Here is a 26,275-nt window from a genome sequence, read left to right as displayed (position 1 = left end):
ATGAAACGTCAAGGTGGTTTTACACTGATCGAAATGATCGTGGTGATTGTAATTTTGGGTATTTTGGCTGTGACGGCTGCGCCTAAGTTCATGAACTTCCAAGATGATGCGAAAAAAGCGTCACTTCAAGGACTTAAGGGGGCAATTGATAGTGCTTCGGGGATTGTATATGCAAAAGCAGCATTGGAAGGAAAAGAATCAGGTGATACAGCTCTGGCTGATGGTTTAGGTATCTTGGAGGGGTATCCAAAGGCTGACCATTCAGAGTTGAGCAAAGTCGTTATTGGTCTAAATGATGACTGGAAAAATAATACTGCTGCTGCTGCGAACACACTTGAATATACGCTAAAGAATACCTCATATGATCAATGTGTTGTTTATACTCAAGCTTCAAAAGTAGGAAATGTTGTCACGCCTGCGGCTACAACTATTACTACTTGTCAGTAATAAACAAGAAATGAAAGGCTTCACTCTATTAGAGCTCATTACTGTCTTAGTGATCCTCGGTATTATTAGTGTGTTTGCCGTACCGCGCTTGTCGGGAGCTGAAGGCTTTTCAGTGATCGGGGCGCGGGATACTGGCTTGTCTGTTGCAAGGCAAGTTCAGCTTAGAGCTATGCAGCAGGAGACGCCGTCTGCTAACTGTCATGTTCTGAGCATCACTGCCTCTCGCATGGGGGGCAGTGCCGCTTCTGGCTGCGGTTTTAACGACAATCGCAGTGATGTGTTGGACTTATCTGATTCTTCCGTTCGCGTGTCACCAGCACAAACGTATCGTTTTGATTTGCTCGGTCGCCGCGTTAACAATGATGGTAAACGCCTGTGCATCTCATCGGCATGCAAAATTACCTTCTCGCAAGGCACGAGCGCTGCCAGCATTTGCTTAAACAGCGAGGGCTATTTCTATGCCTGTAGCTGAAAAAAACACACTAGCTTCAACCCCTTTTTCTCGCCATCAGCGTGGTTATACGCTGGTGGAATTAGTTATCGGCATCGTCGTATTCGGCGTGGCCATGGTGCTGATCAGCACCACCTTGTTTCCTATGTTCGCCAAATCCGCCAACCCGCATTTCGAAGCCCGCGCTGCTGCGCTAGGGCAAGCGGTGATGAATCAAGTATTAGCGCGACAGTTTGATCGCAATTCCGATCCCAATGGTAGCCGTTGGCGCTGTGATGAAGATGCCGGAGCGCTGCTCGCGCAAGGTATTATCTCCCCCAACCCTGTGCCGCTATGCACACCGACATTGTCTGCGGGAGCGGGTTTTATTGCGGCGGAAGATTACATCGGGTGTTGGGGAGAGAGCAGCGCATGTACGCGAGCGCACCGCGGCGCGTTGACAGCTTTAATCGGCGGTTCAGCCGATGACTACCCCGGCTTTAGTGTTGATATCAATGTGGAGTATGACGACAGCACGTTTGATGATTCGACAAACAATAGCAAATTGTATAAACGCATTGATTTGTACGTGGATACAGGCAGCTTTGGGCGATATGACTTCACCGCTTATCGGAGCAACTTCTGATGGCTTCGCTCTCTCGCAAACAACGCGGATTTACGCTGGTTGAGTTGATTGTCACGCTGACCATTCTGGCAATTTTTTCTGTGGGGATTTTTGGCTTTATTGAAACCAGTGCCACGGGTTATGTGGAATCCCGTGACCGTGAAGCCTTGCAATCGCAAGCGCGATTTGCCGTTGAGCGACTAGGGCGAGAGCTTCGCCATGCAGTGCCCAACAGCATGACGGTATGGAATGGCGGTTCGTGTTTAACCTACACGCCTATTCGCTACTCAGGTGTTTACAATCAGCGAGAAGAAAACGTAAACACCTTAGATGTTGCGCTATCTACGACACAAACAAACTGGCAAGACACGCTGAAAGGCGGTGACCATCGTTTGGTGTTTCTACCAATGACACCATCCGATCTTGTAAGCGGTGCAACGAACAGCTTTGCGATTACTGGCGCCTCCGGGAGCAAGCTAACGCTAGATAAATCCCCTGTTGCTGAATGGCCGCCGGCGTCACCGTCTAAGCGGGTGTATATCTATCATCATTCAGTGACACTTTGCTTCGATAATGGTGAGCTTCGACGACGCGTGAACGATGGCGCGACACCGAAAAATGTCACGTTGGCACAAAATATCGCGGCGGGTAGTCGTTTCAATCTTTCTGACGAATCACTCTCAAGCGGCAACCTGATCAACATTTATTATCGCTTTACCCAATCCGGTGAAACCTCGGTCTATAACCAACAAGTGCAGGTTCTCAATGCGCCTTAATCCTCCGCCTTCTTTACGCCGCCAGCAAGGCAGCATGCTGATTGTTGCCGTATTTGCGATTACCGCATTGGCCGCACTCGGTGCTGCACTCATGCAAATTACGTGGTCGCAAAGCGATACCACTACCCGTGAAGTTTTGGGTGCCCGTGCCTGGCTTGCGGCTAACAGCGGTACTGAAATGGCGATGGTGAGGCTATTTCCGCTTGCCAAAGATGCTAACAATCTACCAGTAGCAACATGCAGCGAAACACCTGTTGTGACGAGTTTTAGTGCCGCAGGTCTTCGCGGCTGTTCGGTTTCAGTGACTTGCGAAGCGATAGATGCAGGAGAGTTTGTTCAATACCACGTTGAGAGTATGGGGCAATGTGGAAGCGGTGCGCATCAGGTTGTGCGAGTGCAAGAGAGTTGGGCAAGGGGGATTTCCCAATGAAAAGAGTTTTGCTGGCTTTTGTTTCTCTTATTTTCAGCTCAATGCTTTGGGCTTCTTCCAATAGCGTTTATTTTCCGGGACCCGCTCAGGCACCCAATATTCCTGGAAAGCCTTTCAATTGTAGGTGGGATCATCCAAGTGGTGTTAATAACTGTTTGATTCTTGAGTATCGTTCAACTATTTACCAACCAGAAAAGAACCCCGTAGAAGTTGGTTTTGATGAGGCTTTCTTCTCTGATGGTGTAACTTGCAATGACTACGGTAGTGCCCCTAAGAATAAGTGTGTAAATTCAGGAGCGAAGGCGCCAGATAAAGGTTTACAGGTTCTGAAAAGTAAACTTGAAGGCGGAATCTTAGATGAGAAAACTTATCCTCTTAACGACGTGATCGGGCATCATCATTTTAGTGCTAATGCGCCAAACTATCCTCTGGTGAGGATTGGGCAAGGTAGTACTGTTACTTTTGAAGAAGGAACTTACTATTTCGGTGAATTGATATTCAACGAAGATGTGACAATTACTGTTAAAGGTCCAATAGAAATACATGTTAACAGATTAAAACTATCCAATTTTGGTCATTTTAATGTTGATGGTCATTCTAAGGATGTAATTATTTGGGTTCACCAGCAAGAGTCTGGTGGAGGCAATTACAGCGCAACTATCGGTTCGGACACCCTTTTTTATGGCTACGTCTATTCAGTCGGTTCTGTAAAGTTATCAGGTACAACGGAAGGTAGAACTTGGGGCACTACAATTTATGGGGCAGTGACAGCAAAGTCTTTGGTTCTTGCCAACAGGTCCATCATTAAATTTGGCGGTTTTCTCGATAGCCATAATCTTAAAATTGACCCGCTACTCGCCTCTACAAATACATGCTCCCGTATCCCTGTCACTTTCAAGATAACCAATGATGATGGTGAAACTCAGAGAGACATTTCAGGAAAGCTGACCGCATCCGCAACCAACTTCTTAGATACAGCCTGTTGGGCGACGACTGCAGATGGAATGTGCAATAGTGACCCAGTTAAGACCGTCAATCTGAACAACGGACAGAGAAAGCTCTGGCTGCTAAACAAAGCGATTGGTACGGTTAACGTAACTGCCTCGTTTACGTCTGAAAAGACAGGCAAACTGGATTCCGAAGACTCGAGTAACTACACCTTTACGGCTGGCGGTTTCCGTTTCAAGCCCTCTAAGCTAGTCGCGGGCAAACCGGAAACGCTTTCCATCGAAGCCTTCTATGGCGATTGTGATGACTCCACGATACTCGATTACACTGGTGAAAAAACCTTACACATTGGTGATGTGCGTTACTTGCAGCCCTCGTCATCAGGGGCGGCTAACCCTATCAGGCCCGAAGTGGGGGTAATTGAAAGCAACAGGGTGAAAGGCGAACAAACGCTAAAAATCACCTTTGACAAAGGTGTTGCTAGCAATGCGGTCAGTGTGTCTTATGATGATGCAGGTGTTATTGCCCTGCCTATTCGTGAGCTTACAAACCCTCAAAGTAAAATTAAAAGTGGTATTGAGCAGAGCGAGTCCGCGAATGAGCGAGTTGTTGGGTTGAGTGGGGAAGCTTTGCTCTCTTTCAGACCCTATACCCTCGCGATTTGTGACCTCATCGCCTCGCCAGAAGCAGACGCAGCCAAAGGACAGTTTAGTAAAGCTGGGGAGCCATTTTTGGCAACGTTGCGCCCCATTATTTGGAAAAAGGGCGGTGTTGCGCCTAGCTATGTGGTTCCGTGGGAGCAAGATCAGTGCAATCCTGTCGTCTACCCTTCAACCCCTAGCTTCATGTTATCAGATGCGCCGGAGGCTTCGGTTACATTCAGTGATCAAGCTGCCTTTAATCCACTGGGCGAGGGGTCTGCTGCCGTGTTATCGGGGTTTACTGAGCAATTACACACAGAAGATAGAAGCGGACGATATGTATTCCCCGAGTTGAAAATCAGTGATGTGGGCAGCTTCAAGCTGGTGTCGCGCGTGGTGAATGAGTATTTGGGCATGCAGGTTAACCGAAGCGAGCGACCAGTTGGCCGTTTCTACCCATCACATTTCTCTGTATCCGGCAGTCTAACTCCTGCCATCACTGCCAGCAAAAACAGCGGCGGTGGCGGATTTACTTACCTCAACCAGCCTTTCGATGGTCAATACACTGTTAATGCGATGACGGCAGATAATAAGCCAGTTAAGAATTACCATCTGCTTGGCGCGAGGCAAAAAGCGCAGTTTGAAGATTGGGTAGTTAATCCTGTATCTACCGATCCAATTTGGGGTGATAACCTTTCAGAGCGCTGGGTGAGGTCATTGAGTTCGGGCTGGCAGGCTGACAATAATGGTGTGAGTCAGTTTGTTCTTACTGGAAAAATGAAAATTAAGAAAGGCAGTGAACCCGAGTCTCCTTTTTCCCCGCTTCACTTCGCAGTGGGTGTGATAGAAGCTGATGTTGATAACACGCAGTTCCGTTTTTGTGCTGATCAGAATGTCGAAGGATGTGAAGTTCGAGTAATAAGGCCTGCTTACGGTGCAATAGGCTCCATTGCAGGCGCTGAATTCGCACAAGGCGAATTCATGTTTGGGCGTATGCGTATGGAAGGCTTTACCGATACAAAGACGCCGTTCAGTGAACAAATCCTACCTGTTGCAGTCGAAGTCTTTAACGGCACACACTTTGAAATCAATACACGTGATAACGCTTCTATCGTTTCTACCGCGATAGGTCAAAAGGACGTGTTGTTCAGTGACAAAGCGGGTAACCCTGCTTTACAAGCGCAAGTTGTACTGCGTGATGATGCAAAAGATGTTATTTCGACCAAGTCCGTCAAACAGGGACGTGCTGATTTCCACGTTATCGCCCCCAACCAGAGCGCTGGATTAAACCGCGAACAGTTTCGTTACTGGCAACAACTTGATAAAGCTGTGAGCGGTGTCGTGCCGCAAACGTGGTTGCAACACAATTGGCAAGGCCGAGACTTTGATGATGATCCTTCGGCTATCGGTGTTTTTGGTTTTTACCGAGGAAGTGATCGAGTTATCTATAAAGGTGAAAAAAACATCACTTTGACAGGGGAATGAAAAAAAAGACTGATCTCATTCAGGTTTGTAGATCATCACCTTGCCGCGCCCCGTCTGCGTTGGTACATTTAGCGGAATTTGAAAAATTTTAACGCTTGCAGGATTAACCGAAGATTATGTTTAAGAAACTTCGTGGTATGTTCTCCAACGATCTGTCTATCGATCTGGGAACCGCTAACACCCTTATCTATGTAAAAGGGCAAGGAATTGTTCTTGATGAACCTTCCGTTGTCGCTATCCGTCAAGATCGTGCAGGCTCTCCAAAAAGCGTTGCGGCAGTCGGTCATGAAGCAAAACAGATGCTGGGCCGTACGCCAGGTAACATCGCGGCTATCCGTCCAATGAAAGATGGCGTCATCGCCGACTTCTATGTGACCGAGAAAATGCTTCAGCATTTCATCAAAACGGTGCATGACAACAGTTTCATGCGTCCAAGTCCTCGCGTGCTGGTTGCTGTGCCTTGCGGTTCTACCCAAGTAGAACGCCGTGCGATTCGTGAATCAGCGCTGGGTGCTGGTGCGCGTGAAGTGTATTTGATTGATGAGCCTATGGCTGCTGCTATCGGTGCAGGTTTGCCTGTATCTGAAGCGACCGGTTCAATGGTGGTCGATATCGGTGGTGGTACAACAGAAGTTGCTGTTATCTCACTGAACGGTGTTGTTTACTCATCGTCTGTTCGAATCGGCGGAGACCGTTTTGACGAGTCTGTGATCAACTACGTGCGTCGTAACTACGGTAGCTTGATTGGTGAAGCAACAGCAGAACGTATCAAGCATGAAATTGGCTCGGCTTACCCGGGTGATGAAGTGCTAGAAATTGAAGTTCGCGGTCGTAACCTTGCTGAAGGTGTACCACGTAGCTTTACGCTGAATTCAAACGAAATTCTGGAAGCGCTGCAAGAGCCGCTAACCGGTATCGTGTCTGCAGTAATGGTTGCACTAGAACAGTGTCCACCAGAGCTAGCGTCGGACATTTCTGAGCGCGGCATGGTATTGACGGGTGGTGGTGCATTGCTTCGCGACCTTGATCGCCTGCTAACAGAAGAAACCGGTATTCCTGTGGTTGTGGCTGAAGACCCGCTGACGTGTGTTGCTCGTGGTGGTGGTAAAGCGCTGGAAATGATCGACATGCATGGTGGCGATCTGTTCAGCGAAGATTAATCGTCTTCCATCAATTCCAGTAAAAAAACAGGTTGTGACTGAATGAAACCAATGTTTGGCCGTGGGCCATCTTTACAACTACGCCTGTTTTTCGCTCTTTTAATATCAGCCAGCCTTATGCTGGCTGATAGTCGTCTTGGTGCATTCACCAACTTTCGCTATCTGCTCAACTCTGTGGTGGCGCCGCTGCAATATGCGTCCAATGTGCCACGAGATCTCCTTGATAGTTTGTTCCGCCAATTCTCGTCTCATCAGCAACTTTTGATCGACAATAGTAAGTTAAAAGAAGAAGTGTTGATGCTTCGCAGCAGCCAGTTGCTGTTTGATCAAATGGAACAAGAAAACCAGCGATTGCGCGAGCTTCTTGGTTCTCCATTCGTGCGAGACGAACGCAAAATGGTGGCCGAGGTGATGGCGGTTGACTCTGATCCGTATAAGCATCAGGTCATGATCGACAAAGGGCGAACAAACGGTGTCTATGAAGGACAACCCGTGATCAATGAACGCGGGATTGTCGGACAAGTTTCCTATGTAGGCGCGCACAATAGCCGCGTGCTACTGATCACCGATCCTACCCATGCGATTCCAGTGCAGGTGGTTCGAAACGATGTGCGTGTCATTGCCGCAGGTCGCGGACAAACGGACAACATCCAATTAGAAAACATTCCGAGCAGCGCTGATATTGAACCTGGCGATATGCTGGTGACATCAGGTCTGGGTGGTGTGTTCCCTGAAGGCTATCCCGTTGCGAGAGTCACGTCGTTTTCATTTGATAACCGTCGTCCATTTGCACAAGTTGATTCGAAACCTGAAGTGCAATTTGACCGACTTCGCTACCTGTTATTGGTGTGGCCGAGTGACGTGGAAAAGCAACAAGAACAGCAGAAAGCTGAGGCGATGCTAGAGAGCGAAATGGATCCGCTGGCGCAAGAGGTTGAAACACAGTCGCCTGACGTTGAAGCGCAAGTACCAGCTGCTGACGAGAAACCGAAGCCTGACGCACAAAAAGAGATAACCAATGGCTAATTCTACCTTTCGCGGCCACGCGTTGATCTGGCTATCGTTTATTGTTGCCCTTATTTTACAAGCTGCGCCTTGGCCGGGAGAGCTAGCGCCTTTCCGCCCATCGTGGGTGTTGCTGGTGGCATTTTACTGGGTGTTGGCACTGCCGCACCGTGTCAACGTAGGTACGGCGTTGTTCGTCGGCTTGCTTTGGGACCTCATGCTAGGCTCTACACTAGGTGTACGTGGCTTAATGATGTCGGTGCTGGTTTATATTGTGGCACTGAACTTCCAAATGCTTCGCAACATGTCTTTGTGGCAGCAAGCGGTGATTTTGTCTCTGTTGACCTTGGCAGGCAAAGTCTTAGAGTTTTGGGCTGAATATCTGGTATCCAATGTTCAGTTTGACCCCGCGCAGCTATGGGCTGGCGTGCTTAATTTCTTGTTGTGGCCTTGGCTCTTTTTGCTGCTAAGACGGGTTCGCCGTCAGTTTTCGATCAAATAATCTGGAGAAGCAATGGCAGATATTCAGCTTTACCTTGCGTCTGCCTCACCCCGCAGAAAGGCGTTGCTTGAACAGCTCTCTGTTCGCTTTTCTGTTTTGCGCGTTGACGTAGAAGAACAACGACAACCTCATGAAGAAGCGGCGGACTATGTCCGCCGTTTGTCTCTTGATAAGGCGATGGCCGGCGTTGACGTCGCCCCTGAACCTCTGCCTGTATTGGGTTCAGACACCATTGTGGTTTGTGATGGTGAGGTGCTAGAGAAACCCTGTGATCTGGATGACTCTCGACGTATGTTGAATATGTTGTCGGGACGCCAGCATCAGGTGATGACGGCAGTAACACTGGCAGACAGGAACCATTCATTGACTACGCTTGTCACAACTCATGTATGGTTTAAACCACTGCTTGATAAAGACATTGATGCTTATTGGCAAAGTGGTGAACCTTGCGACAAAGCGGGTAGTTATGCGATTCAGGGGCTGGGTGGCCGTTTCGTAACACGTATTGATGGTAGCTACCACGCGGTGGTGGGGTTACCTCTTTACGAAACTGAAGCTCTGTTGAACGAATTCAAAAAATTATGTGGTGAAGACCTATGAACGCAGAGTTATTAATTAACGTTACGCCAACCGAAACACGTGTTGCCATGATTGAAGGTGGCAACCTACAAGAAGTACATATTGAGCGCGAAGCGAAGCGCGGTATTGTCGGTAATATCTACAAAGGCAAGGTCAGCCGTGTCTTACCGGGCATGCAAGCGGCGTTTGTTGATATCGGCCTTGATAAAGCAGCCTTTCTTCATGCCTCTGACATTGTTCCGCACACTGAATGTGTGTCTGAGAACGAAAAGCAGCAATTTCAGGTGCGTGATATTTCTGAATTGGTTCGACAGGGCCAAGACATCGTTGTTCAGGTGGTAAAAGATCCGCTTGGCACGAAAGGAGCCCGTCTTACCACGGATATCACGCTGCCATCACGTTACCTTGTTTTCATGCCTGGGGCTTCTCATGTGGGCGTCTCTCAGCGCATTGAAAGCGAGCAAGAGCGTGATCGTTTGAAAAAAATCGTCTCGCGTTATTGCGATGACTTGGGCGGTTTTATTATCCGAACGGCTGCCGAAGGTGCGTCGGATGAAGAAATGATGCAAGACGCGGCTTTCCTCAAGCGCTTGTGGAACAAAGTGATTGAGCGCCGCTCAAAGCGTCCGTCTAAGTCGATGCTTTATGGTGAGTTGGGCTTAGCGCAGCGCATTTTGCGTGACTTCGTGGGCACTGAGTTAGACATCATTCGTGTTGATTCTCGCACCGGTATGGAAGCGCTTCGTGAGTTTACCGAAGAGTTTGTGCCTGAACTGAGTCCGAAGCTGGAACTGTACACGGGTGAGCAGCCGATCTTCGATATGTACGACACCGAGAACGAAATTCAACGTTCTTTGGATCGTAAAGTAGAACTGAAGTCGGGTGGCTACATCATTATCGACCAGACGGAAGCGATGACCACTATTGATATCAATACGGGTGCGTTTGTCGGTCGTCGTAACCTTGAAGAGACGATTTTCAACACCAATACGGAAGCGACAAAGGCGATCGCTCGCCAACTACGTTTACGTAATCTTGGTGGCATTATCATTATCGACTTCATCGATATGATCTCTGATGAGCATCGCCAGCGTGTCGTGCAATCGCTTGAGCAAGCGCTGCAGAAAGATCGCGTGAAAACCAACATCAATGGCTTTACCCAGTTGGGTTTGGTTGAGATGACGCGCAAGCGCACGCGAGAGAGTATTGAACATGTGCTTTGTGGGCAGTGCCCAACTTGTGTGGGTCGTGGCTCAGTGAAAACCGTAGAAACAGTCTGCTACGAAGTGCTGCGTGAAATCACTCGCGTTAACCGTGCTTATGATGCAGATAAGTTCGTCGTTTATGCGTCGCCTGCCGTGGGTGAAGCGTTGGAAGGCGAAGAGTCTCACGCTGTGGCAGAACTGGAAGTGTTTATCGGTAAGCAAGTTAAAGTGCATATTGAGCCGCTATACACCCAAGAACAATTTGATGTAGTGATGATGTAATCAGGCGCTGATTTTGGCGTGGTGTATGTAGCTTGATGATGAATATAGTTAAATGGTAAGAATCGCCCAGCGACTGGCTGGAATTGTTACGTGGTTGGTGGTTATCGTTCTGGTGACCGCCGCAGTTGTGACAGCTTCAATGCGCCTAGTACTTCCCAACTTGGATGCCGCGAAAGCGCCACTTCAACGTTGGGCAAGTAAAGAAAGTGGGTTTCATGTTGAATTCTCTACCTTTCAAGGGCACTGGCGTTATCTTCTGCCTTCGCTCTCCCTCCATGATTTCACGCTCTCAACCAACGAGGGCGAACAACAAGTGCTGTCTGCTACAAGCATTGAAATGCAGTTCGACCTGTTGGCCAGTCTTCAGCGCCGAGAGCCCACGTTCACCAATGTCAGTATTGACGGTTTAGCGGTCGATCTCACTCAACTTCCGGAACGAAATACCGCATCAGACAAAAGCGGCAGTTTAGCGACTCAGCTAGAAAATTTGTTTTTAGTCGGCCTTGGACAGTTTGCGATCCATGATGCGAGCGTCACCGTGTTGTCGCCATCTGATGAGCGGAAAACCATCAATATCGAATCACTGCGTTGGGACAATCAAGCGAGCGAGCATCGCGTCCAAGGTGTGGTGAGCGTTGAGGGGACGTCGCTCAATCAAGTCGATATTCGCGGTGTATTCACTGAAAACGATGGGCTCGCTTCGCTAAGTGGTGATTTTTATCTTAATGCTGAGGATGTATCGCTAAGAGCCTGGATCGCCAAATTCATCAATCCGGATGTGGTTTTGTCTAAAGCGAAAGTCGCAGGGCAAGCGTGGCTGACGGTAGAAAATGGCATGCCGAAAACGGCACTGGTGAGCTTGACCGACAGTGTCATTGCTTGGGGAGCCAAAGCACCGACCCTCCAAACGCAAGATACTTCACAATCTGTTTCGATCCGTCGAGGCCAAATTCTGCTGGAGCGTGCGGGAGAGAAAAGCTGGCGGATTGCCACCGAAAATCTTGCCATTAAAACCGGTAAAGTTTTGTGGCCAGAACCCAAGTTACGAGCTGATATTGCTGATGATGCTTGGGCGGTGAACTTGGCGGCATTGGACTTATCTTTGCTGTTGCCACTGCGGGAGATGCTGGTTATTCCTGATGACGTCGAGCATGCACTGACGTCACTGTCATTGTCGGGTAACGCCTCAGATATTCGTGTCGCCAAATCGAAAGCATCAGACGTTGCTTACTCTGTTGAACTCGATGAAGTCGCATTCCAGCATTGGAGCTATCTGCCTGAAGTACACAAACTCCATGTATCACTGGCGGGAGTGGGAACGAACGGTAAAGCTACATTGGCGCTGCAAGATGACACCTTGCCTTACGGCGAATTTTTCCAAGCGCCGTTACCCATAGAACAAGGTGATGTGACCGCCTATTGGGATTACACCGATGAGCGTGTGGTGGTGTGGTCTGACAATGTTGCGGTGCGATCGCCTGATCTGAGTGTCGTGGGTGAGTTTCGACTCGATATTCCCTTTGAAGGGAGCAGTTGGTTATCGTTTTATGCCGAAGCTAACGCGAAGAATGCTGGCGAGACATGGCGCTATTTACCCACATTGGCATTGGGGTATGAGCTGACTGATTACTTGTCGTCAGCCATTCGAGGCGGCCGCGCTGATCATGCTAAGTTAGTTTGGTATGGTGACTTCAACACCTTCCCTTACCCTGAGCATGAAGGTACGTTTCAAGCCTATGTGCCGCTAAAAGATGCGAAGTTCAGTTTTGACACGCAATGGCCAATGCTGACTGAGCTAGACCTCAACCTATTGTTCCAAAATGACAGCCTGTATTTAGATGCCAGTAATGTGGGTTTGATGGCGGCGAGAGGCTATGACCTTAACGGTGAAATTCCGTCATTGAGCAATGAAAATGGTCAGTTGCTGATTGATGCAAAAATTGCGTCTAACGGCAACGATTTGCACGAATACATGTTGGCCACACCCCTTGTGGACTCTGTCGGGGCGGCATTGACCCATGTGCAAGTCAATGGCGAGATCGAGGGTAAAATCTCCCTCTCGATTCCATTAAATGGCGATGATGTGAGTGTGCAGGGTTCAGCATCCCTAGATGGGAGCCAAGTAGCCATTGCCAGCCCGAAGATCGAGCTGAACAACGTGACAGGAACGATGTCGTTTGATAACGATGTAGTGTGGGCCCAAAAACTCAATGCGACGCTTCTTGATCAGCACGTCAATATCGGCTTCAAAGGTGAAGCTGAAGCAGAGAACTATTTGGTCAATATTGATATTGATGGCAAATGGGAAGGTGACAAGCTAAAAGCGGCATTGGATCTGCCCGATCTTCAATTCATTGAAGGGCGTTCAGCGTGGGACCTTGGGGTCGATATTGCATTAAAAGACATTGGATTTACCTACGATGTTTTGCTGGATGCTGATTTGACTCACGTCGATATCAATTTGCCTGCTCCGCTAAATAAACCGTTATCGGTTGAACAGCATGGTCGCTTAAAGGCATCGGGGAATGAACGAGGCTTAGTGGGACAAATTGAGTTTCCTCAGCTTAAATATCAAGCCGATGTCGATATCAGTGGTGAAAGACCGACAGTCATTCGAAGTCGCACCGTGGTGGGTAATGGAGAGTTGTCGCTTAAGCCTTTATCCGGTGATGCTGTCAGCGTTGATGTGCCCGTTTTGGATGTTATGGCGTGGAAAGACATTGTTACTCGCTATGAATTAGCCCAAGAGGGGCAGAAGCATGACTTTCCCGTCAACATGTCGCCGCCATCAAGAGTGAATGTGAAAGCGAGCAAAGTGTTGGCAGACGAACTTACGTTTAACCAATTCTCACTCGCGGCCCGACGGAAAAGCGACGGTTTTCATATTCTGATAGGCAGTGAGGAATTGTCGGGTGATGCGTGGTGGGATGAGGATAACTTGCTGACCGTGTCTATCGAGCACTTATTTTTGAATGTCGATATTGAAAAAGACATCAAAGAAAAAGCATCAACTCCCATTATCGCAGCAAGAGAGGCGACAGATATTGATCGCGTCTTGATGTCGAAGATCCCTTCGACAGATTTGGTGATCGACGAGCTTTGGCTGCAAGGTTACCGAGTGGGGCGTATTGAATCGCAGTTGCTGAAAACCGATCAAAAACTCACCTTGTCGAAATTTAAACTCGCCAGTGGGAACACTCGCTTAACCGCGAATGGCGGCTGGGAGATCACGCCTGGTGGGATCAATAAGAGTCATTTGACGTTTGGTATCCAAGGTCACAACAGTAGTGACTTAATGGGGCGTTTTTCAGTGACAGGCGGGATTCAAGATGCCAGTGTCAAGACGAGTGGTAACTTGACGTTTGACGGCGCACCGTGGTCGATGAATATCACCACATTAAATGGCACGCTGGAAACGCGGCTTGAAGATGGCTACGTCAGTGGTGTCGGGGGCGCGGGCCGTTTGCTCGGCCTGTTTAGTTTGGATTCAATCTTACGAAAAATGCAGCTCGACTTCACTGGCGTCTTTGAGGATGGTCTAGCTTTTGATGAGATCAGTGGTAGTGCTTCAATCACTAACGGGGTGATTGTCACGGATAATATCCAGATGAAAGCGCTAGCAGGTGATATGTTTATTAAAGGGATAGCGAATTTAGAGAAAAATCAGGTGAATGCTGAAGTGCGATTTATTCCTGATCTCACCTCCGGCATCCCAATATTAACCGCGTTTGCCGTCGCGCCCCAAACCGCATTATATGTTTTGGCGGTGACGACCGTGCTTTCTCCAGTGGTCGATGCATTTACACAAGTTCGCTATCAGGTTACGGGATCCATTGATGAACCCATTGTCAGGGAAGTATCGCGAATTACAGGCGAAGTGACCTTGCCAGAACAGGCAACGGAACGCCTGCGCAATGAGCAGAAAGGGAGTAATGAGTAATGACCAAGTTTGGTGTTGTACAGATGAACTCGGGGATAAATGCTGAAGAAAACCTTGATGTACTTGAAGGTCAGCTCAGGCATTTACGCTCTCAGGGCGCTCGCCTCATTCTCACGCCTGAAAACGCATTGGTTTTCGGTCGCAAAGAAGACTACGAAAAATACGCCGAAGAGCTAGGGCATGGCCCATTGCAAAAGCGCTTGTCAGAAGTGGCGTTTGAGTTGGGCATTTGGCTTGTGATGGGGTCGTTTCCAATCCGTAATCACGATGGCACCTTGAGCACCACGTGTTTGGTGTATGACGCCGCAGGGAACTTGCGCGCTTCTTACGAAAAGCTGCATATGTTTGATGTGGATATTGCGGACAACCACCGCAGCTATCGTGAGTCTGATACGTTTCGTGCTGGCGAAAACTTAGCGCTGGTCGATACCCCGTTTGGTACGTTGGGTCTCTCCATTTGTTATGACATCCGCTTCCCTCAACTCTACTCTGCACTTCGCCAGCGTGGCGCGGACATCATTGTGGTGCCAGCGGCCTTTACCAAAGTGACAGGGGCTGCGCATTGGGAAGTGCTGCTTCGTGCGCGTGCAATTGAAACCCAATGTTGGGTGCTAGCTGCCGCACAATGCGGAGAGCACCAAGGTGGACGCGAGACATATGGGCACTCGATGATTGTCGATCCATGGGGGCAGGTTGCGTGTCAGCTTAACGACAAAATTGGTACGGCATGGTCTGATGTCGATCTGGCGTCTAACAGTGCAATACGTAGCAAAATGCCAGTATTACAGCATGCTCAGTTGCAATGCGTGATGAAATAGCGCAACCTCAATTCATTATTCATCCGGCAGTGGAACTTGCTGCCGGACATGTCTTTTTTCAGCGCTAAAGAGCAATTTATCCATGAGTCTGGAACACGTCGAAGAAACCATGCTTCACCTATCGGGTGTAAGCAAAAATCAACTCAGCCAAACGCTGGAGCATTTGGCCGCTAGAAACATTGATTACGGCGATGTCTATTTCCAGTCATGCTGGCATGAGTCGCTCGTTTTGGAAGATAGCATCATTAAAGATGGTTCATTCAACATCGATCGCGGTGTGGGTGTGCGTGCTATTACCGGCGAAAAGACAGGTTTTGCTTATTCAGACCAAATCAGTGCTGATGCGTTGATGCAGAGTGCGACAGCTGCGCGAGGCATTGCGGATAAAGGCGGAAAGCTTAAGGTATCGGCGTTTGCTAATCGTGCTCATTCCATGATTTACCAAGCTATTGACCCGCTTCAGAGCATGTCGAAGCAAGACAAAATAGCTTTGTTGAAAGAAGTGGATGTTTACCTTCGCGCGAAAGAGCCATTGATTGAAGAAGTGTCTGTGAGCATCAGCGGTGTGTATGAGCAGGTATTGATCGCCGCAACCGATGGCACGTATGCAGCCGATGTTCGCCCGCTGGTGCGCATGTCTGTGAGTGTGCTGGTGGAGAAGGATGGACGTCGTGAGCGCGGTGCTGCAGGCGGCGGTGGTCGCTTCGGCTATCAGTACTTTGTGTCGGACGAAGACGGCAAAACCATTGCTATGCATTATGCCGATGAAGCCGTGCGCCAAGCATTGGTCAATTTACACGCGAAAGCAGCGCCTGCGGGTACTATGCCTGTTGTATTAGGTGCTGGCTGGCCGGGTGTGTTGCTTCATGAAGCTGTTGGTCATGGTTTAGAAGGTGACTTTAACCGTAAAGAGTCGTCAGTGTTTACCGGACAAATTGGTGAGCAAGTGACGTCGACGCTTTGCACCATCGTGGATGATGGCACGCTACAAGATAGACGTGGTTCATTGAACATTGACGATGAAGGTGTTCCGGGTCAATACAATGTATTGATTGAAAACGGCATCTTAAAAGGCTACATGCAGGACAAGCATAATGCGCATTTGATGGGCGTTGCGCCAACGGGCAATGGTCGTCGTGAATCTTACGCTCACCTTCCTATGCCTCGCATGACCAATACTTACATGTTAGGTGGACAAAGTTCGCAAGAAGATATGATCAGCAGTATTGAGTATGGCTTGTTTGCACCAAACTTAGGTGGTGGTCAGGTTGACATTACCTCAGGCAAATTTGTGTTCTCAACCAGTGAAGCGTATCTGATTGAAAACGGCAAAGTGACGACACCGGTGAAAGGTGCAACCTTGATTGGCAGTGGCATCGAAGCGATGCAGCAAATTTCCATGGTGGGTAACGATCTTAAATTGGATCGCGGCGTGGGTGTGTGTGGCAAAGCCGGTCAAAGTGTTCCTGTAGGGGTTGGACAACCTACGGTGAAAATTGATGCAATGACCGTTGGCGGAACGGAATGAAATGACGCATTAAGCACTACGAAGTTGAAATAAAAAAACCGGGAATATCCCGGTTTTTTTATGGGTCGCAGCAGCATATTAGGGATGCTACGCCAAAATAATTACTCGCCAGCTTCCGCTTTGAGTGCTCTCAGGATTTGGAAAATCTCACGAGAGGCTTTAGGTGGTTTGTTGCTTTCTTGCTCTTTCTTCGCCTGACGCGCTAGCTGGCGAAGTTTTTGACGATCTGCATTTGGGTGCGCTTCCATCACAACATTGATGGCTTCATCACCGCTTTCAATGACACGATCGCGCATTTTCTCAAGCTTATGCAGTTCGATCGTTTGTTGATTGTGCTTGTTCTGCAGAAGATCTAGTGCGGCTTGAATTGGTTCAACGTCGCGGGTACGCATCATTTTACCAATCAGCTGCAACTGGCGACGTCTGGCTTCTTTTTCAAAGCGTTGCGCGTCTACAACCGCAGTGCGCATATCGTCGTCCAGTGGAAACTTGGCCAGTACAGAAGGTCGAAGTTCGACAAGCTGTTGACCTAGCTTTTGCAACGCTTCCATGTCACGTTTCATCTCGGATTTACTGACCCAGATGATCTCTTCTTCCTCTTCCCAAGGCTCACGTTTGTTCTTACGGCCCATAATCTTTCCCGAGGTTATCGCTTACTTTAGCGCCTTAGTTTATACCAATATCATCAAATATTCGCTCATTCTTAGCGCTTAAACGTATCGAATATTTTGTCACAACCCTTGATATGAGAGTGCTAGGCTCCCTAGAGGGTTACTCGACTCAGGTCTTTCATCATGAATCTGCAGTCGTTGAAGGGGCAGGTCGCGCGATTAGGGCGCTAGAATCGCATGGATATGTTCAATAAAGTCGAATTTTGCAGGCGTTTTATAAGTACGCTAATGGCTTCGAATGGTATGCTTATTGGTAACACACATCAATTTAAGACTTTATGGACGTGAAACAACAGGTTGCTCAGCAACGTGCTGAATTAGAAGCCGCGGTTACCCGCGCTTTAGAATTGGCGGGTAAGAAAGCAGATGCCGCTGAAGTCGCGATCACCAAAACCACGGGGATCAGCGTTGCCACTCGTATGTGCGAAGTGGAAAGCGTCGAGTTTAACAGCGATGGTGCACTGGGAATCACGGTCTATCGTGGTCAGCGTAAAGGCAGTGCATCAACGTCGGATCTGTCTGAAAAAGCCATTGCACAAACTGTTGCTGCTGCGTTGGATATTGCCAACTACACGTCAGAAGACCCGTTCTCTGGTCCCGCTCCCGCGGAATTGATGGCCTACGATTATCCCGATCTGGATTTGTTCTACCCTGATGAGCCAGAACCTGATCATGCCGCTGAAAAAGCGATAATGGCTGAGCGTGCTGCGCTCGACTATGACAAACGTATCAAATTCAGCGACGGCGCGAGCTACGATAGCCACTATGGTGTGCGTGTTTATGGTAACAGCCATGGCATGTTAGGCAGCTACGCATCAAGTCGCCACAGCATCAGTTGCAGTGTGATTGCGGAAGACAGCAAGGGCATGGAACGTGATTACAGCTATTCCGTATCACGTGACAAAAATGAGCTGTGGCTCCCCGAGAAAGTCGGTATTGAAGCCGCCCAGCGCACGATTGATCGTATGGAGCCTCGCCGTTTAACCACACGTACAGTGCCAGTGATGTTCTCGGCTGATGTGGCGACGGGATTGTTAGGTCACCTCGTGATGGGGATCAGCGGTTCAAGCCTTTACCGTAAATCGTCATTCTTGCTAGATAAATTGGGCCATCAGATCTTGCCTGAATGGTTTTCAATTTATGAGCGCCCGCACCTGCTGAAAGGCATGGCGAGTGCGCCTTTTGATAGCGAAGGCATGATCACCAAAGATCTCGATATCATTACTGATGGTGTGCTTCAGACGTATCTCGCGACCAGCTACGCGGCACGCAAGCTAGGTATGCAGCCAACCGGTCATGCTGGTGGTATTCATAACTGGTTTGTGGGTAACACGGGTCAATCTTTCGCTCAAATGCTGAAAGAGTTGGGCACGGGCTTGTATGTGACCGAGTTGATGGGGCAAGGTGTGAACTCGGTAACGGGTGATTACTCTCGCGGTGCGGCTGGTTTCTGGGTTGAGAATGGCGAAATCCAATACCCAGTCAGTGAAATTACTATCGCAGGTAACCTCACTGATATGTACAAGCAGATTGTGGCCGTAGGTGCTGATACTGAGTACCGTAGCCAAATCCAGACTGGTTCGATTCTAATTGAATCAATGAAAGTGGGTGGCGAGTAACGTTAATTTTTGATGTGTAACTGCCAGTCATTGTGGTGACGCTGAAAGTGCCACCCAAACATACCCAAATAACCTGAATCCTGCATCTTCAAGTTATTTGGGTATAGAAAGCCACCCATCATGGGTGGCTTTTTTGTGTTAAACGTACCGGAATTTTAATATCCGATGATGTAGCGAGACTTGACCTTCCCTGTCAGTATTTTGTTGAGGGCGATGGATATTAATACGCTCAAAGCAATGACAACAAAGCAAGTGATCAGATAATACGGAATGTTTGTTGATTCTGGATGATCTAAAAATGGAAGCCTTTTGATGGTTGTTAGCACCCAAGGGTGAATGAAAAATATAGCGAAGCTTGTATCGGAAATGAGGTCTGTTAGCTTGGTTTTAAAAACAAACGTTTCCAATAAAAAATACAACCCGATTGATAAAAACATTTTCTGTATAAACATAATGTCAATGCCGCCGTATTCGAAAACATCCTTTGAATAACTGCCTTCATGCCCTAAAACATACTGATAGAAGGCAAGTGCCAAAGCCATAATCAAAAACACGGTTGCTTTCATGCCACAGTGCTTATTTACTTCCTCTCGGTATAAGGAAATGTAAATGCCGACCAAATAGAATGGCGTAAAATAAACCAGCATTTGAATAGGGTTAATGTTTTCGTAAGAGCGATGAACAAAGAGTGATATTGCAGAGAAAATAGCAATTAAAATAATCTGAGTGCGCTTTGGTAGTTGTATGAATTTGAAATGAAGAGGCGACGCGAGAAAAAGAAGTACCGCAAACGGGATATACCAGTAAGCAGTAAGCATCCGCCCTGTCAGGTAATACTTGATAGTCGTTGCAAAGGTACTGTCTTCGGGTGAGAAAAAAACAATCCTATGAAAATCTGCATCAGGAGAGAAAAAACCAGACTTGATAACATAGACAAGGGTGATAGCGCAGGTGGTAAGGATTAAGTAGGGAACGATAATTCTTTCGAATTTCCCTTTCATGAAGGACTTATATTTATACCTTTTATAAAAGATATGATGAAACATGTAGCCGGAGATGAAAACAAAAAGAGCGGTTCCGCCAGTTAGAATGTTCTTTAAAACCGTAACAAATCCCGTTGTATCCTCAAGGCCATAAACGTATGAATGACTCATGACGATAGCAATAATAGCGACGGCCCGATAATTATGGATGGATTGCAAGAACATTATTAACTCCTGTACCAATATTCTGACCGTTTATTCTACTTTTACTGCATTAAGAATAGTGTCTAACTTTTGATTGTCCAGATAAGATAGGATGCTTAAAACCTTGAAGATGTTGGGCGTATTGTCTGAACCATTAGAATGGGTTCGCAGCGATGCAAACCGCTCCTTATATACCCAAGCAACCTGAATCCTGCATCTTCAGGTTGCTTGGGTATAAAGCCAAAGTCTTGTGTCATTAGGATGAACTAGGGCATAAAAAAACCTCCCGAGGGAGGTTCTTTGTTTCGACTTTGAACGCATCACACTAAAAACAGTGTTGCCAATCCAAGGAAGACGGAAAGGCCGACCATATCCGTAATGGTGGTCAGTGCCATCCCACCGGCAAGGGCGGGGTCAATTTTCATTTTCTTGAGTAAAATAGGTACAGTCACACCTGCAATGCCTGCGATCACTAGGTTGGTGAGCATCGCTGCGGCAATGATCGCGCCCAGCATCCAGCTCCCTTTCCACAACACGACAACGCCACCAATAATACACGCCCAGATGACACCATTAAGTAGGCCAACCAGCGCTTCTTTGTTTAACAGCCAGCGGGTGTTGGAGTCACCGATATGGCCTACAGCTAAACCACGGATCACCAAAGCCACGGTTTGGTTACCTGCTACGCCACCCATTGATGGGACGATAGTCATCAGAACGGCAATGGCCGCCATTTGGTCCAGCGTGTTTTCGAATAAGTTGGAAACTGAAGCCGCGGCAAGGGCTGCGAGCACGTTAGCGCCGAGCCAAACGCTTCGGCTGCGTGCAGATTTGAGGACGGGCGCGAAGGTATCTTCTTCATCGTCCAAACCCGCCATACTCATCATTGAGTGTTCTGCGTCTTCACGGATGATATCAACCACGTCATCGATAGTGATACGTCCAACCAGATGTTGCTCTTCATCCACAACGGGTGCTGATACCCAGTTACGTCGTTCAAAGAGGCTGGCGATATCGCTGTCATCCATGTCCACTGGAATCGCTTCATCAGCGTCTTCCATGATGTCGAGGATCTCTGTGTCTGGTTGTGAGGTGATCAACGCAGTAATAGGAAGAGAGCCAATAAGACGACTATTTTCATCAACCACATACAGGGTATCGGTCGCTTCCGGCAACTCGCCTTTCATGCGCAGATAGCGCAATACAACATCCACGGTGACGTCGGAACGAATGGTCACCACGTCGGTGTTCATCATGCCGCCCGCGGTATCTTCTGGATACGCTAGCGCTTGTTGAACACGATCTCGGTCTTGGATATCCATTTGCGCCAGAACGTCTTGAGAGACGCGGTCTGGCAAGCTTCGCAGTAGATACGCAACATCATCGGTGTCCATGCCTTCTGTGGCAGCAGCAAGCTGCTCAGGCTGCATACGCACCATGATCCCATCTTTCACATCTTCTGAAAGCTCTTCGAGGATCTCGCCTTGTTCTTCAGGGTCGGTCAATTGCCAAAGAACTAAACGGCTCTTTGGTGGAGAGGCCTCAAGAAGATGTGCGATATCCTCGGGTTCCATGTCTTCCAGCATTCGGCGAACGTGGACAAACATACCGTTTTCGAGGGCGCGGCTAACTTCCTGTAAGGTTTGATGGGTCTGGCTGGATGGTTCTACTTCGTAATTCTCTGCCATGGATATATCCGTGTAACGGCGAGTAGCGCAATGACATGAATATTAACGCAATCTGAGAGGGCTGTCTTTTTCGTTTTGTTGGCAAGAAGCAATGCTAAGCGTTGAGGCGAAGTTTACGATGAGATCTTTCATTAGTTTTCTTCATCAAATCCGGCTTCGATTAATCCAGTCACCGCGTCTAGTGCTTGCTGCGCTTGCTGGCCTTCAGCGGATACGATGATTTGCTCACCTTGACTGGAGTCGAGCAGTAAAATGGCCATTACGCTGTCAGCGGTGACCGTTTGATCATCTTTGGAAATCATCACTTCTGCATCATAGCTCTGCGCCATTTCCACCAGTTTTACCGCTGCGCGTGCATGAAGACCGAGTCGATTTCGGATCAAAACTTCTTTACTGACTTGTGTCATATATTCCCTTCAAGCGTGCGGTGTCGTATTTGTACTTGGTGATGGTGGGCGGCGAAATAGTCCGCAAGGAATTGCGCGATGTAGACGGAACGATGCTGGCCTCCCGTGCAACCAATGGCGACGGTGAGGTAGCTGCGGTTATTTTTTTCGAGAGAAGGGAGCCAAGACTCAAGGAAGCTTTTGACTTGAGCGATGAGCATTGCGACGTCTTGCTGTGCGGCGAGAAACATTTTAACGGGTTCATCGAGGCCAGTCAGAGGGCGAAGAGCAGGTTCCCAATGTGGGTTTGGCAGAAAGCGAACATCAAACACAAAGTCTGCATCTGATGGCAATCCATGCTTAAAACCAAATGATTCGAAGACCATGACTAAATCGCGATTAGTTCGGCCTAGCACCAGTGCGCGAACGGCTTCACTGAGATCATGGATGGAATGCTTGGAAGTATTGATGACTTTATCAGCGCGCTCTTTTAACGGGGTTAATAACCGCTTTTCTTGGCAGATGGCTTGCTCAAGAGAGAGGTTGTTTCGTGACAATGGATGTAAGCGTCTTGTTTCGCTAAAGCGCTTGATGAGTTCGTTGTCATCCGCATCAAGAAAGAAGATATCGACATCCACATCAGCAGGCAGTTTTGCCAGTGTTTGCGTGATTTCTTCTGGATCGGCTGGCATATTGCGGATATCAATGCTGACGGCGATTAAGCTGTCGTCGCCATTTTGAGCCGCAACAAACTGAGGCAGTAGGTCAACAGGAAGGTTATCAACGCAGTAGTAGCCAAGATCTTCTAGCACACGAAGCGCAACAGATTTTCCTGACCCTGAACGACCACTGACGATTTTTAACTGCATGATGTGTCCCTGTGGTGTTATCCAGTGATGATGTCGTAAAGCTCTTGATCTGAGCTTGCATGACGTAACTGACGGCAGACCTGCTTGTCACCCAGCTTTTGAGCAATCAGAGACAAGGTCTTTAAATGCTCTTTACACTGGTCGTCAGGGACGAGAAGCGCAAACAACAAATCCACAGGCTGGTTGTCAATGGCGTCGAATTCAATGGGCTCTTCACATTGGATTAATACGCCGACAGCATGGTCGCTGTTGAAAATACGGCCATGGGGAATGGCTATCCCATTCCCTATACCCGTACTTCCCATCTTCTCTCTGCCCAGCATGCACTCAAAGAGTTTCTGTGGGTTTTGATCCAATTTAGACGCAGCGAGTTCGCTGATAAGTTCAAGTGCACGTTTCTTACTTGAACAAAGGACTGCACTTTTGGTGCAGTCCAAATTGAGTACTTCTTTAAGTTCCATGATTAATGGTGATTCATCTTTTCTTTATGTTTATTTAATTGCTTTATCAGCTTGTCTGTCAGCGAGTCGATGGCTGCGTACATGTTCTCTGAATCTGCTTTTGCGAATATCTCGCCATTGTTTACATGCAGGGTCGCTTCAGCAATCTGTTGGAGTTTTTCGACGTTAAGTACGACGTGAACGTTATTGATGTGATCAAAAAATCGTTCCAGCTTATCAAACTTGGTTGTCACATATTCCCTAAGGGCGTCGGTGATCTCTACGTGGTGACCGGTGAGATTGATTTGCATAAACATCTTCCTTTTGATTGGACGCCTAAATGAGGCGTTTACGCTGATTTGACGGGGAAATACCCAGAGATTCTCGATATTTAGCGATGGTTCGCCGTGCTACCTGAATCCCTTGTTCCGCCAACAGTGTGGCAATCTTGCTGTCGCTGAGTGGCTTAGCCTGATTTTCGGCTGCAACCAACTTCTTGACCAGAGCGCGAATTGCCGTAGAGCTGCATTCACCGCCATTGTCTGTGCTGACATGGCTCGAGAAGAAGTATTTCAGTTCAAAGATACCCCGTGGGGTATGCATGTATTTTTGGGTGGTAACCCGAGATATTGTCGATTCGTGCATTTCCACAGCCATAGCGATGTCGTTCAATACCATGGGCTTCATCGCTTCTTCGCCGTATTCAAAAAAGTCTTGTTGATGTTCGACAATACAACGCGCAACTTTTAGTAAGGTTTCATTTCGGCTTTCTAAGCTTTTTATTAGCCACTTAGCGTCTTGCAAATGGCTGCGGATAAACTGGCTATCTGCTGCGCTACAACCGTTCTTGGTCAATGCGGCGTATTGTTGATTTACCTTGAGACGTGGCACGCTATCAGGGTTGATGTTGACGACCCACTTTCCGCGATCTTTAAGCACGGACACATCGGGAATCACATATTCGGCCTCATTGGTCACAATGAGGTTACCAGGGCGAGGCTCAAGGGTATGGATCAGTTGCATGACTTCTTTGAGTTCAGGCTCACGAAGTTTGCTTTCTTTCATGATTTGTCTGAAGTCACGATTCGCCAACGAGTTCATGTGCTCTTTCAGCACCATGCGCGCTTCGGCAAGCCAAGGCGTATCTTCGGCAAATGCGGCGAGTTGAATCAACAAGCATTCTTGTAAGGAGCGAGATGCAACACCGAGAGGGTCAAACTGCTGAACGCGTTTTAGGACGGCTTCGACTTCGTCGAGTTCAATGTCATCGTCTTCCGCACCCATACTTTCGAGAATGTCTTCACTGGTGACGGTGAGATACCCTTTGTCATCGACTGCATCAATGATGGCGGTGGCAATGGCAAGGTCGACTTCCGTAAACGGAGTGAGCTGAACTTGCCACATCAGGTAATCATAAAGGGTTTCTGTGGTTTCTCCCTGATACACCGGAATATCATCACCGAGCGCGATTCCGGTACTGCCCGTGTTAGCGCTGTACATATCATCCCATGTTGTATCGACGGGAAGATCTTCTGGCATCTCGTGCTGCTCCATGGCATCAGAGCTGTCTAAGGTGTCTTGCTTGCTTTCAGCGGATGCACTGACGTTGTCATCACCGTCATACGCCTGATCACTCTCTCCATCAGCGTTATCTGTTGATTCATCCTGCTCTAGGAGAGGGTTAGCTTCCAACGCTTCCTGGATTTCTTGTTGCAGATCGAGCGTCGACAATTGCAAAAGGCGGATTGCCTGCTGCAATTGTGGCGTCATCGCAAGTTGTTGGCCAAGCTTTAGCTGAAGCGAGGGTTTCATAGTGATTCTGGCACCTTTCCTAATTATTTTGTCAGTGCGTATCTATTTGGTCGTTCGCCAACCGAACTCTTATAACTATAGTCTGAACTGGTCGCCTAGATAGACTCGTTTTACATGCTCATCGTTGAGCACTTCATCAGGAGTACCGTGCGCAATCAAGTGGCCTTGACTCACAATATAGGCGTGCTCACAGACACTGAGTGTTTCACGAACGTTATGATCGGTAATTAATACTCCCAAACCACGATCGCGAAGATGTTCAATGATTTTCTTGATATCGATAACCGAGATCGGGTCAACACCGGCAAACGGTTCATCCAGTAGAATAAACTTTGGATTTGCGGCTAGCGCTCGTGCAATTTCGACACGTCGACGCTCACCACCTGACAATGACATACCCATGTTGTTGCGAATATGCTGAATGTTGAACTCGTCGAGCAAGTCCTCAGCTTTATCCTGTTTCTCTTCTTTTGATAGGTCAGAGCGTGTCTCAAGTACGGCCATTAGATTGTCGTAAACACTGAGCTTGCGGAAAATAGACGCTTCTTGAGGTAAGTAGCCGATACCCATGCGAGAACGGTTATGCATGGGTTGAATGCTGATATCCAAATCATCTATCTGAATGGTACCTTCATCGCGAGCGACGAGACCGACGATCATGTAGAAAGAGGTGGTTTTACCTGCACCATTTGGCCCGAGTAGACCGACTATTTCACCAGACTTTACTTCTAGGCTTACGTCAGTGACCACTTTGCGTCCGTTGTAGCTTTTCGCGAGATTTTTAGCGGTTAGTATGGCCATT

At 48.1% G+C, this 26,275-nt stretch carries 24 protein-coding genes; 15 read left to right on the top strand and 9 right to left on the bottom strand.

What is annotated here, in order from left to right; translation table 11 throughout:
- The 14 genes from Q365_RS0109625 to tldD all read left to right on the top strand — a co-directional run bounded on the left by Q365_RS0109625 (position 1) and on the right by tldD (position 16,801).
- Positions 1 to 447 (top strand): type II secretion system protein, encoded by a 447-nt coding sequence (locus Q365_RS0109625; RefSeq protein ID WP_028023151.1) that lies wholly within the window; start codon positions 1 to 3, stop codon positions 445 to 447.
- A gap of 10 nt (positions 448 to 457) precedes the next feature.
- Positions 458 to 919: a type II secretion system protein gene (locus Q365_RS0109620; protein WP_028023150.1), complete on the top strand. Its 462-nt coding sequence runs from the start codon at positions 458 to 460 to the stop codon at positions 917 to 919.
- Positions 906 to 1,523: a type IV pilus modification PilV family protein gene (locus Q365_RS0109615; RefSeq protein WP_028023149.1), complete on the top strand. Its 618-nt coding sequence runs from the start codon at positions 906 to 908 to the stop codon at positions 1,521 to 1,523. Before Q365_RS0109620 ends, Q365_RS0109615 begins: the two co-directional genes overlap by 14 nt.
- On the top strand, positions 1,523 to 2,278 hold the full coding sequence (locus Q365_RS0109610) for a PulJ/GspJ family protein (RefSeq protein ID WP_028023148.1): 756 nt from the start codon (positions 1,523 to 1,525) through the stop codon (positions 2,276 to 2,278). The genes Q365_RS0109615 and Q365_RS0109610 overlap by 1 nt, the downstream gene beginning before the upstream one ends.
- Complete coding sequence (locus tag Q365_RS0109605; RefSeq protein ID WP_028023147.1) at positions 2,268 to 2,708, top strand: hypothetical protein; 441 nt, start codon at positions 2,268 to 2,270, stop codon at positions 2,706 to 2,708. Before Q365_RS0109610 ends, Q365_RS0109605 begins: the two co-directional genes overlap by 11 nt.
- Positions 2,705 to 5,782: a DUF6701 domain-containing protein gene (locus Q365_RS0109600; protein WP_028023146.1), complete on the top strand. Its 3,078-nt coding sequence runs from the start codon at positions 2,705 to 2,707 to the stop codon at positions 5,780 to 5,782. Before Q365_RS0109605 ends, Q365_RS0109600 begins: the two co-directional genes overlap by 4 nt.
- Before the next feature lie 116 nt (positions 5,783 to 5,898).
- Complete coding sequence (mreB, locus tag Q365_RS0109595) at positions 5,899 to 6,942, top strand: rod shape-determining protein MreB (RefSeq protein ID WP_028023145.1); 1,044 nt, start codon at positions 5,899 to 5,901, stop codon at positions 6,940 to 6,942.
- A gap of 42 nt (positions 6,943 to 6,984) precedes the next feature.
- Complete coding sequence (gene mreC / locus Q365_RS0109590) at positions 6,985 to 7,968, top strand: rod shape-determining protein MreC (protein WP_035024736.1); 984 nt, start codon at positions 6,985 to 6,987, stop codon at positions 7,966 to 7,968.
- Positions 7,961 to 8,449, top strand: coding sequence for a rod shape-determining protein MreD (gene mreD, locus Q365_RS0109585; protein ID WP_028023143.1), 489 nt, complete (start codon positions 7,961 to 7,963; stop codon positions 8,447 to 8,449). Before mreC ends, mreD begins: the two co-directional genes overlap by 8 nt.
- Before the next feature lie 12 nt (positions 8,450 to 8,461).
- A complete protein-coding gene (locus Q365_RS0109580; RefSeq protein WP_028023142.1) occupies positions 8,462 to 9,049 on the top strand; it encodes a Maf family protein in 588 nt (195 codons plus the stop codon).
- On the top strand, positions 9,046 to 10,515 hold the full coding sequence (gene rng / locus Q365_RS0109575; RefSeq protein WP_028023141.1) for a ribonuclease G: 1,470 nt from the start codon (positions 9,046 to 9,048) through the stop codon (positions 10,513 to 10,515). The genes Q365_RS0109580 and rng overlap by 4 nt, the downstream gene beginning before the upstream one ends.
- A gap of 52 nt (positions 10,516 to 10,567) precedes the next feature.
- On the top strand, positions 10,568 to 14,455 hold the full coding sequence (locus Q365_RS0109570) for a YhdP family protein (RefSeq protein ID WP_028023140.1): 3,888 nt from the start codon (positions 10,568 to 10,570) through the stop codon (positions 14,453 to 14,455).
- A complete protein-coding gene (locus Q365_RS0109565; RefSeq protein ID WP_028023139.1) occupies positions 14,455 to 15,273 on the top strand; it encodes a carbon-nitrogen hydrolase family protein in 819 nt (272 codons plus the stop codon). The genes Q365_RS0109570 and Q365_RS0109565 overlap by 1 nt, the downstream gene beginning before the upstream one ends.
- An 82-nt stretch (positions 15,274 to 15,355) precedes the next feature.
- Positions 15,356 to 16,801, top strand: a complete 1,446-nt coding sequence (gene tldD, locus Q365_RS0109560; RefSeq protein ID WP_028023138.1) for a metalloprotease TldD — start codon at positions 15,356 to 15,358, stop codon at positions 16,799 to 16,801.
- A gap of 101 nt (positions 16,802 to 16,902) precedes the next feature.
- On the opposite strand, the gene yjgA is transcribed toward tldD, so the two are convergent.
- Positions 16,903 to 17,433, bottom strand: a complete 531-nt coding sequence (gene yjgA / locus Q365_RS0109555) for a ribosome biogenesis factor YjgA (protein ID WP_028023137.1) — start codon at positions 17,431 to 17,433, stop codon at positions 16,903 to 16,905.
- 317 nt (positions 17,434 to 17,750) lie between these two features.
- Here yjgA and pmbA point away from each other — a divergent pair, with 317 nt between their 5' ends.
- The gene (pmbA, locus tag Q365_RS0109550) at positions 17,751 to 19,091 is read left to right on the top strand and encodes a metalloprotease PmbA (protein ID WP_028023136.1); all 1,341 of its coding nucleotides are present in this window, start codon (positions 17,751 to 17,753) and stop codon (positions 19,089 to 19,091) included.
- A 155-nt stretch (positions 19,092 to 19,246) separates the two neighbouring features.
- On the opposite strand, the gene Q365_RS0109545 is transcribed toward pmbA, so the two are convergent.
- The 8 genes from Q365_RS0109545 to lptB all read right to left on the bottom strand — a co-directional run bounded on the left by Q365_RS0109545 (position 19,247) and on the right by lptB (position 26,274).
- On the bottom strand, positions 19,247 to 20,299 hold the full coding sequence (locus Q365_RS0109545) for an acyltransferase (protein ID WP_028023135.1): 1,053 nt from the start codon (positions 20,297 to 20,299) through the stop codon (positions 19,247 to 19,249).
- A 299-nt stretch (positions 20,300 to 20,598) separates the two neighbouring features.
- Positions 20,599 to 21,966 (bottom strand): magnesium transporter, encoded by a 1,368-nt coding sequence (gene mgtE / locus Q365_RS0109540; protein WP_028023134.1) that lies wholly within the window; start codon positions 21,964 to 21,966, stop codon positions 20,599 to 20,601.
- A 131-nt stretch (positions 21,967 to 22,097) separates the two neighbouring features.
- Positions 22,098 to 22,373, bottom strand: a complete 276-nt coding sequence (locus tag Q365_RS0109535; protein ID WP_028023133.1) for an HPr family phosphocarrier protein — start codon at positions 22,371 to 22,373, stop codon at positions 22,098 to 22,100.
- Complete coding sequence (gene rapZ / locus Q365_RS0109530) at positions 22,370 to 23,221, bottom strand: RNase adapter RapZ (RefSeq protein ID WP_028023132.1); 852 nt, start codon at positions 23,219 to 23,221, stop codon at positions 22,370 to 22,372. The genes Q365_RS0109535 and rapZ overlap by 4 nt, the downstream gene beginning before the upstream one ends.
- A 17-nt stretch (positions 23,222 to 23,238) precedes the next feature.
- Complete coding sequence (gene ptsN / locus Q365_RS0109525; RefSeq protein WP_028023131.1) at positions 23,239 to 23,682, bottom strand: PTS IIA-like nitrogen regulatory protein PtsN; 444 nt, start codon at positions 23,680 to 23,682, stop codon at positions 23,239 to 23,241.
- Positions 23,683 to 23,684: 2 nt separating this feature from the next.
- Complete coding sequence (gene hpf / locus Q365_RS0109520; RefSeq protein WP_028023130.1) at positions 23,685 to 23,972, bottom strand: ribosome hibernation promoting factor; 288 nt, start codon at positions 23,970 to 23,972, stop codon at positions 23,685 to 23,687.
- 25 nt (positions 23,973 to 23,997) lie between these two features.
- A complete protein-coding gene (locus tag Q365_RS0109515; RefSeq protein ID WP_028023129.1) occupies positions 23,998 to 25,473 on the bottom strand; it encodes an RNA polymerase factor sigma-54 in 1,476 nt (491 codons plus the stop codon).
- Between the two features lie 75 nt (positions 25,474 to 25,548).
- On the bottom strand, positions 25,549 to 26,274 hold the full coding sequence (gene lptB, locus Q365_RS0109510; protein WP_028023128.1) for an LPS export ABC transporter ATP-binding protein: 726 nt from the start codon (positions 26,272 to 26,274) through the stop codon (positions 25,549 to 25,551).
- Position 26,275 lies beyond the last annotated feature (1 nt).

The organism is Enterovibrio calviensis DSM 14347 (assembly GCF_000621165.1).
Lineage (GTDB): Bacteria > Pseudomonadota > Gammaproteobacteria > Enterobacterales > Vibrionaceae > Enterovibrio > Enterovibrio calviensis.
The sequence above is the reverse complement of the archived record's forward strand: the minus strand, read 5'-3'. Positions and strand labels throughout refer to the sequence as shown.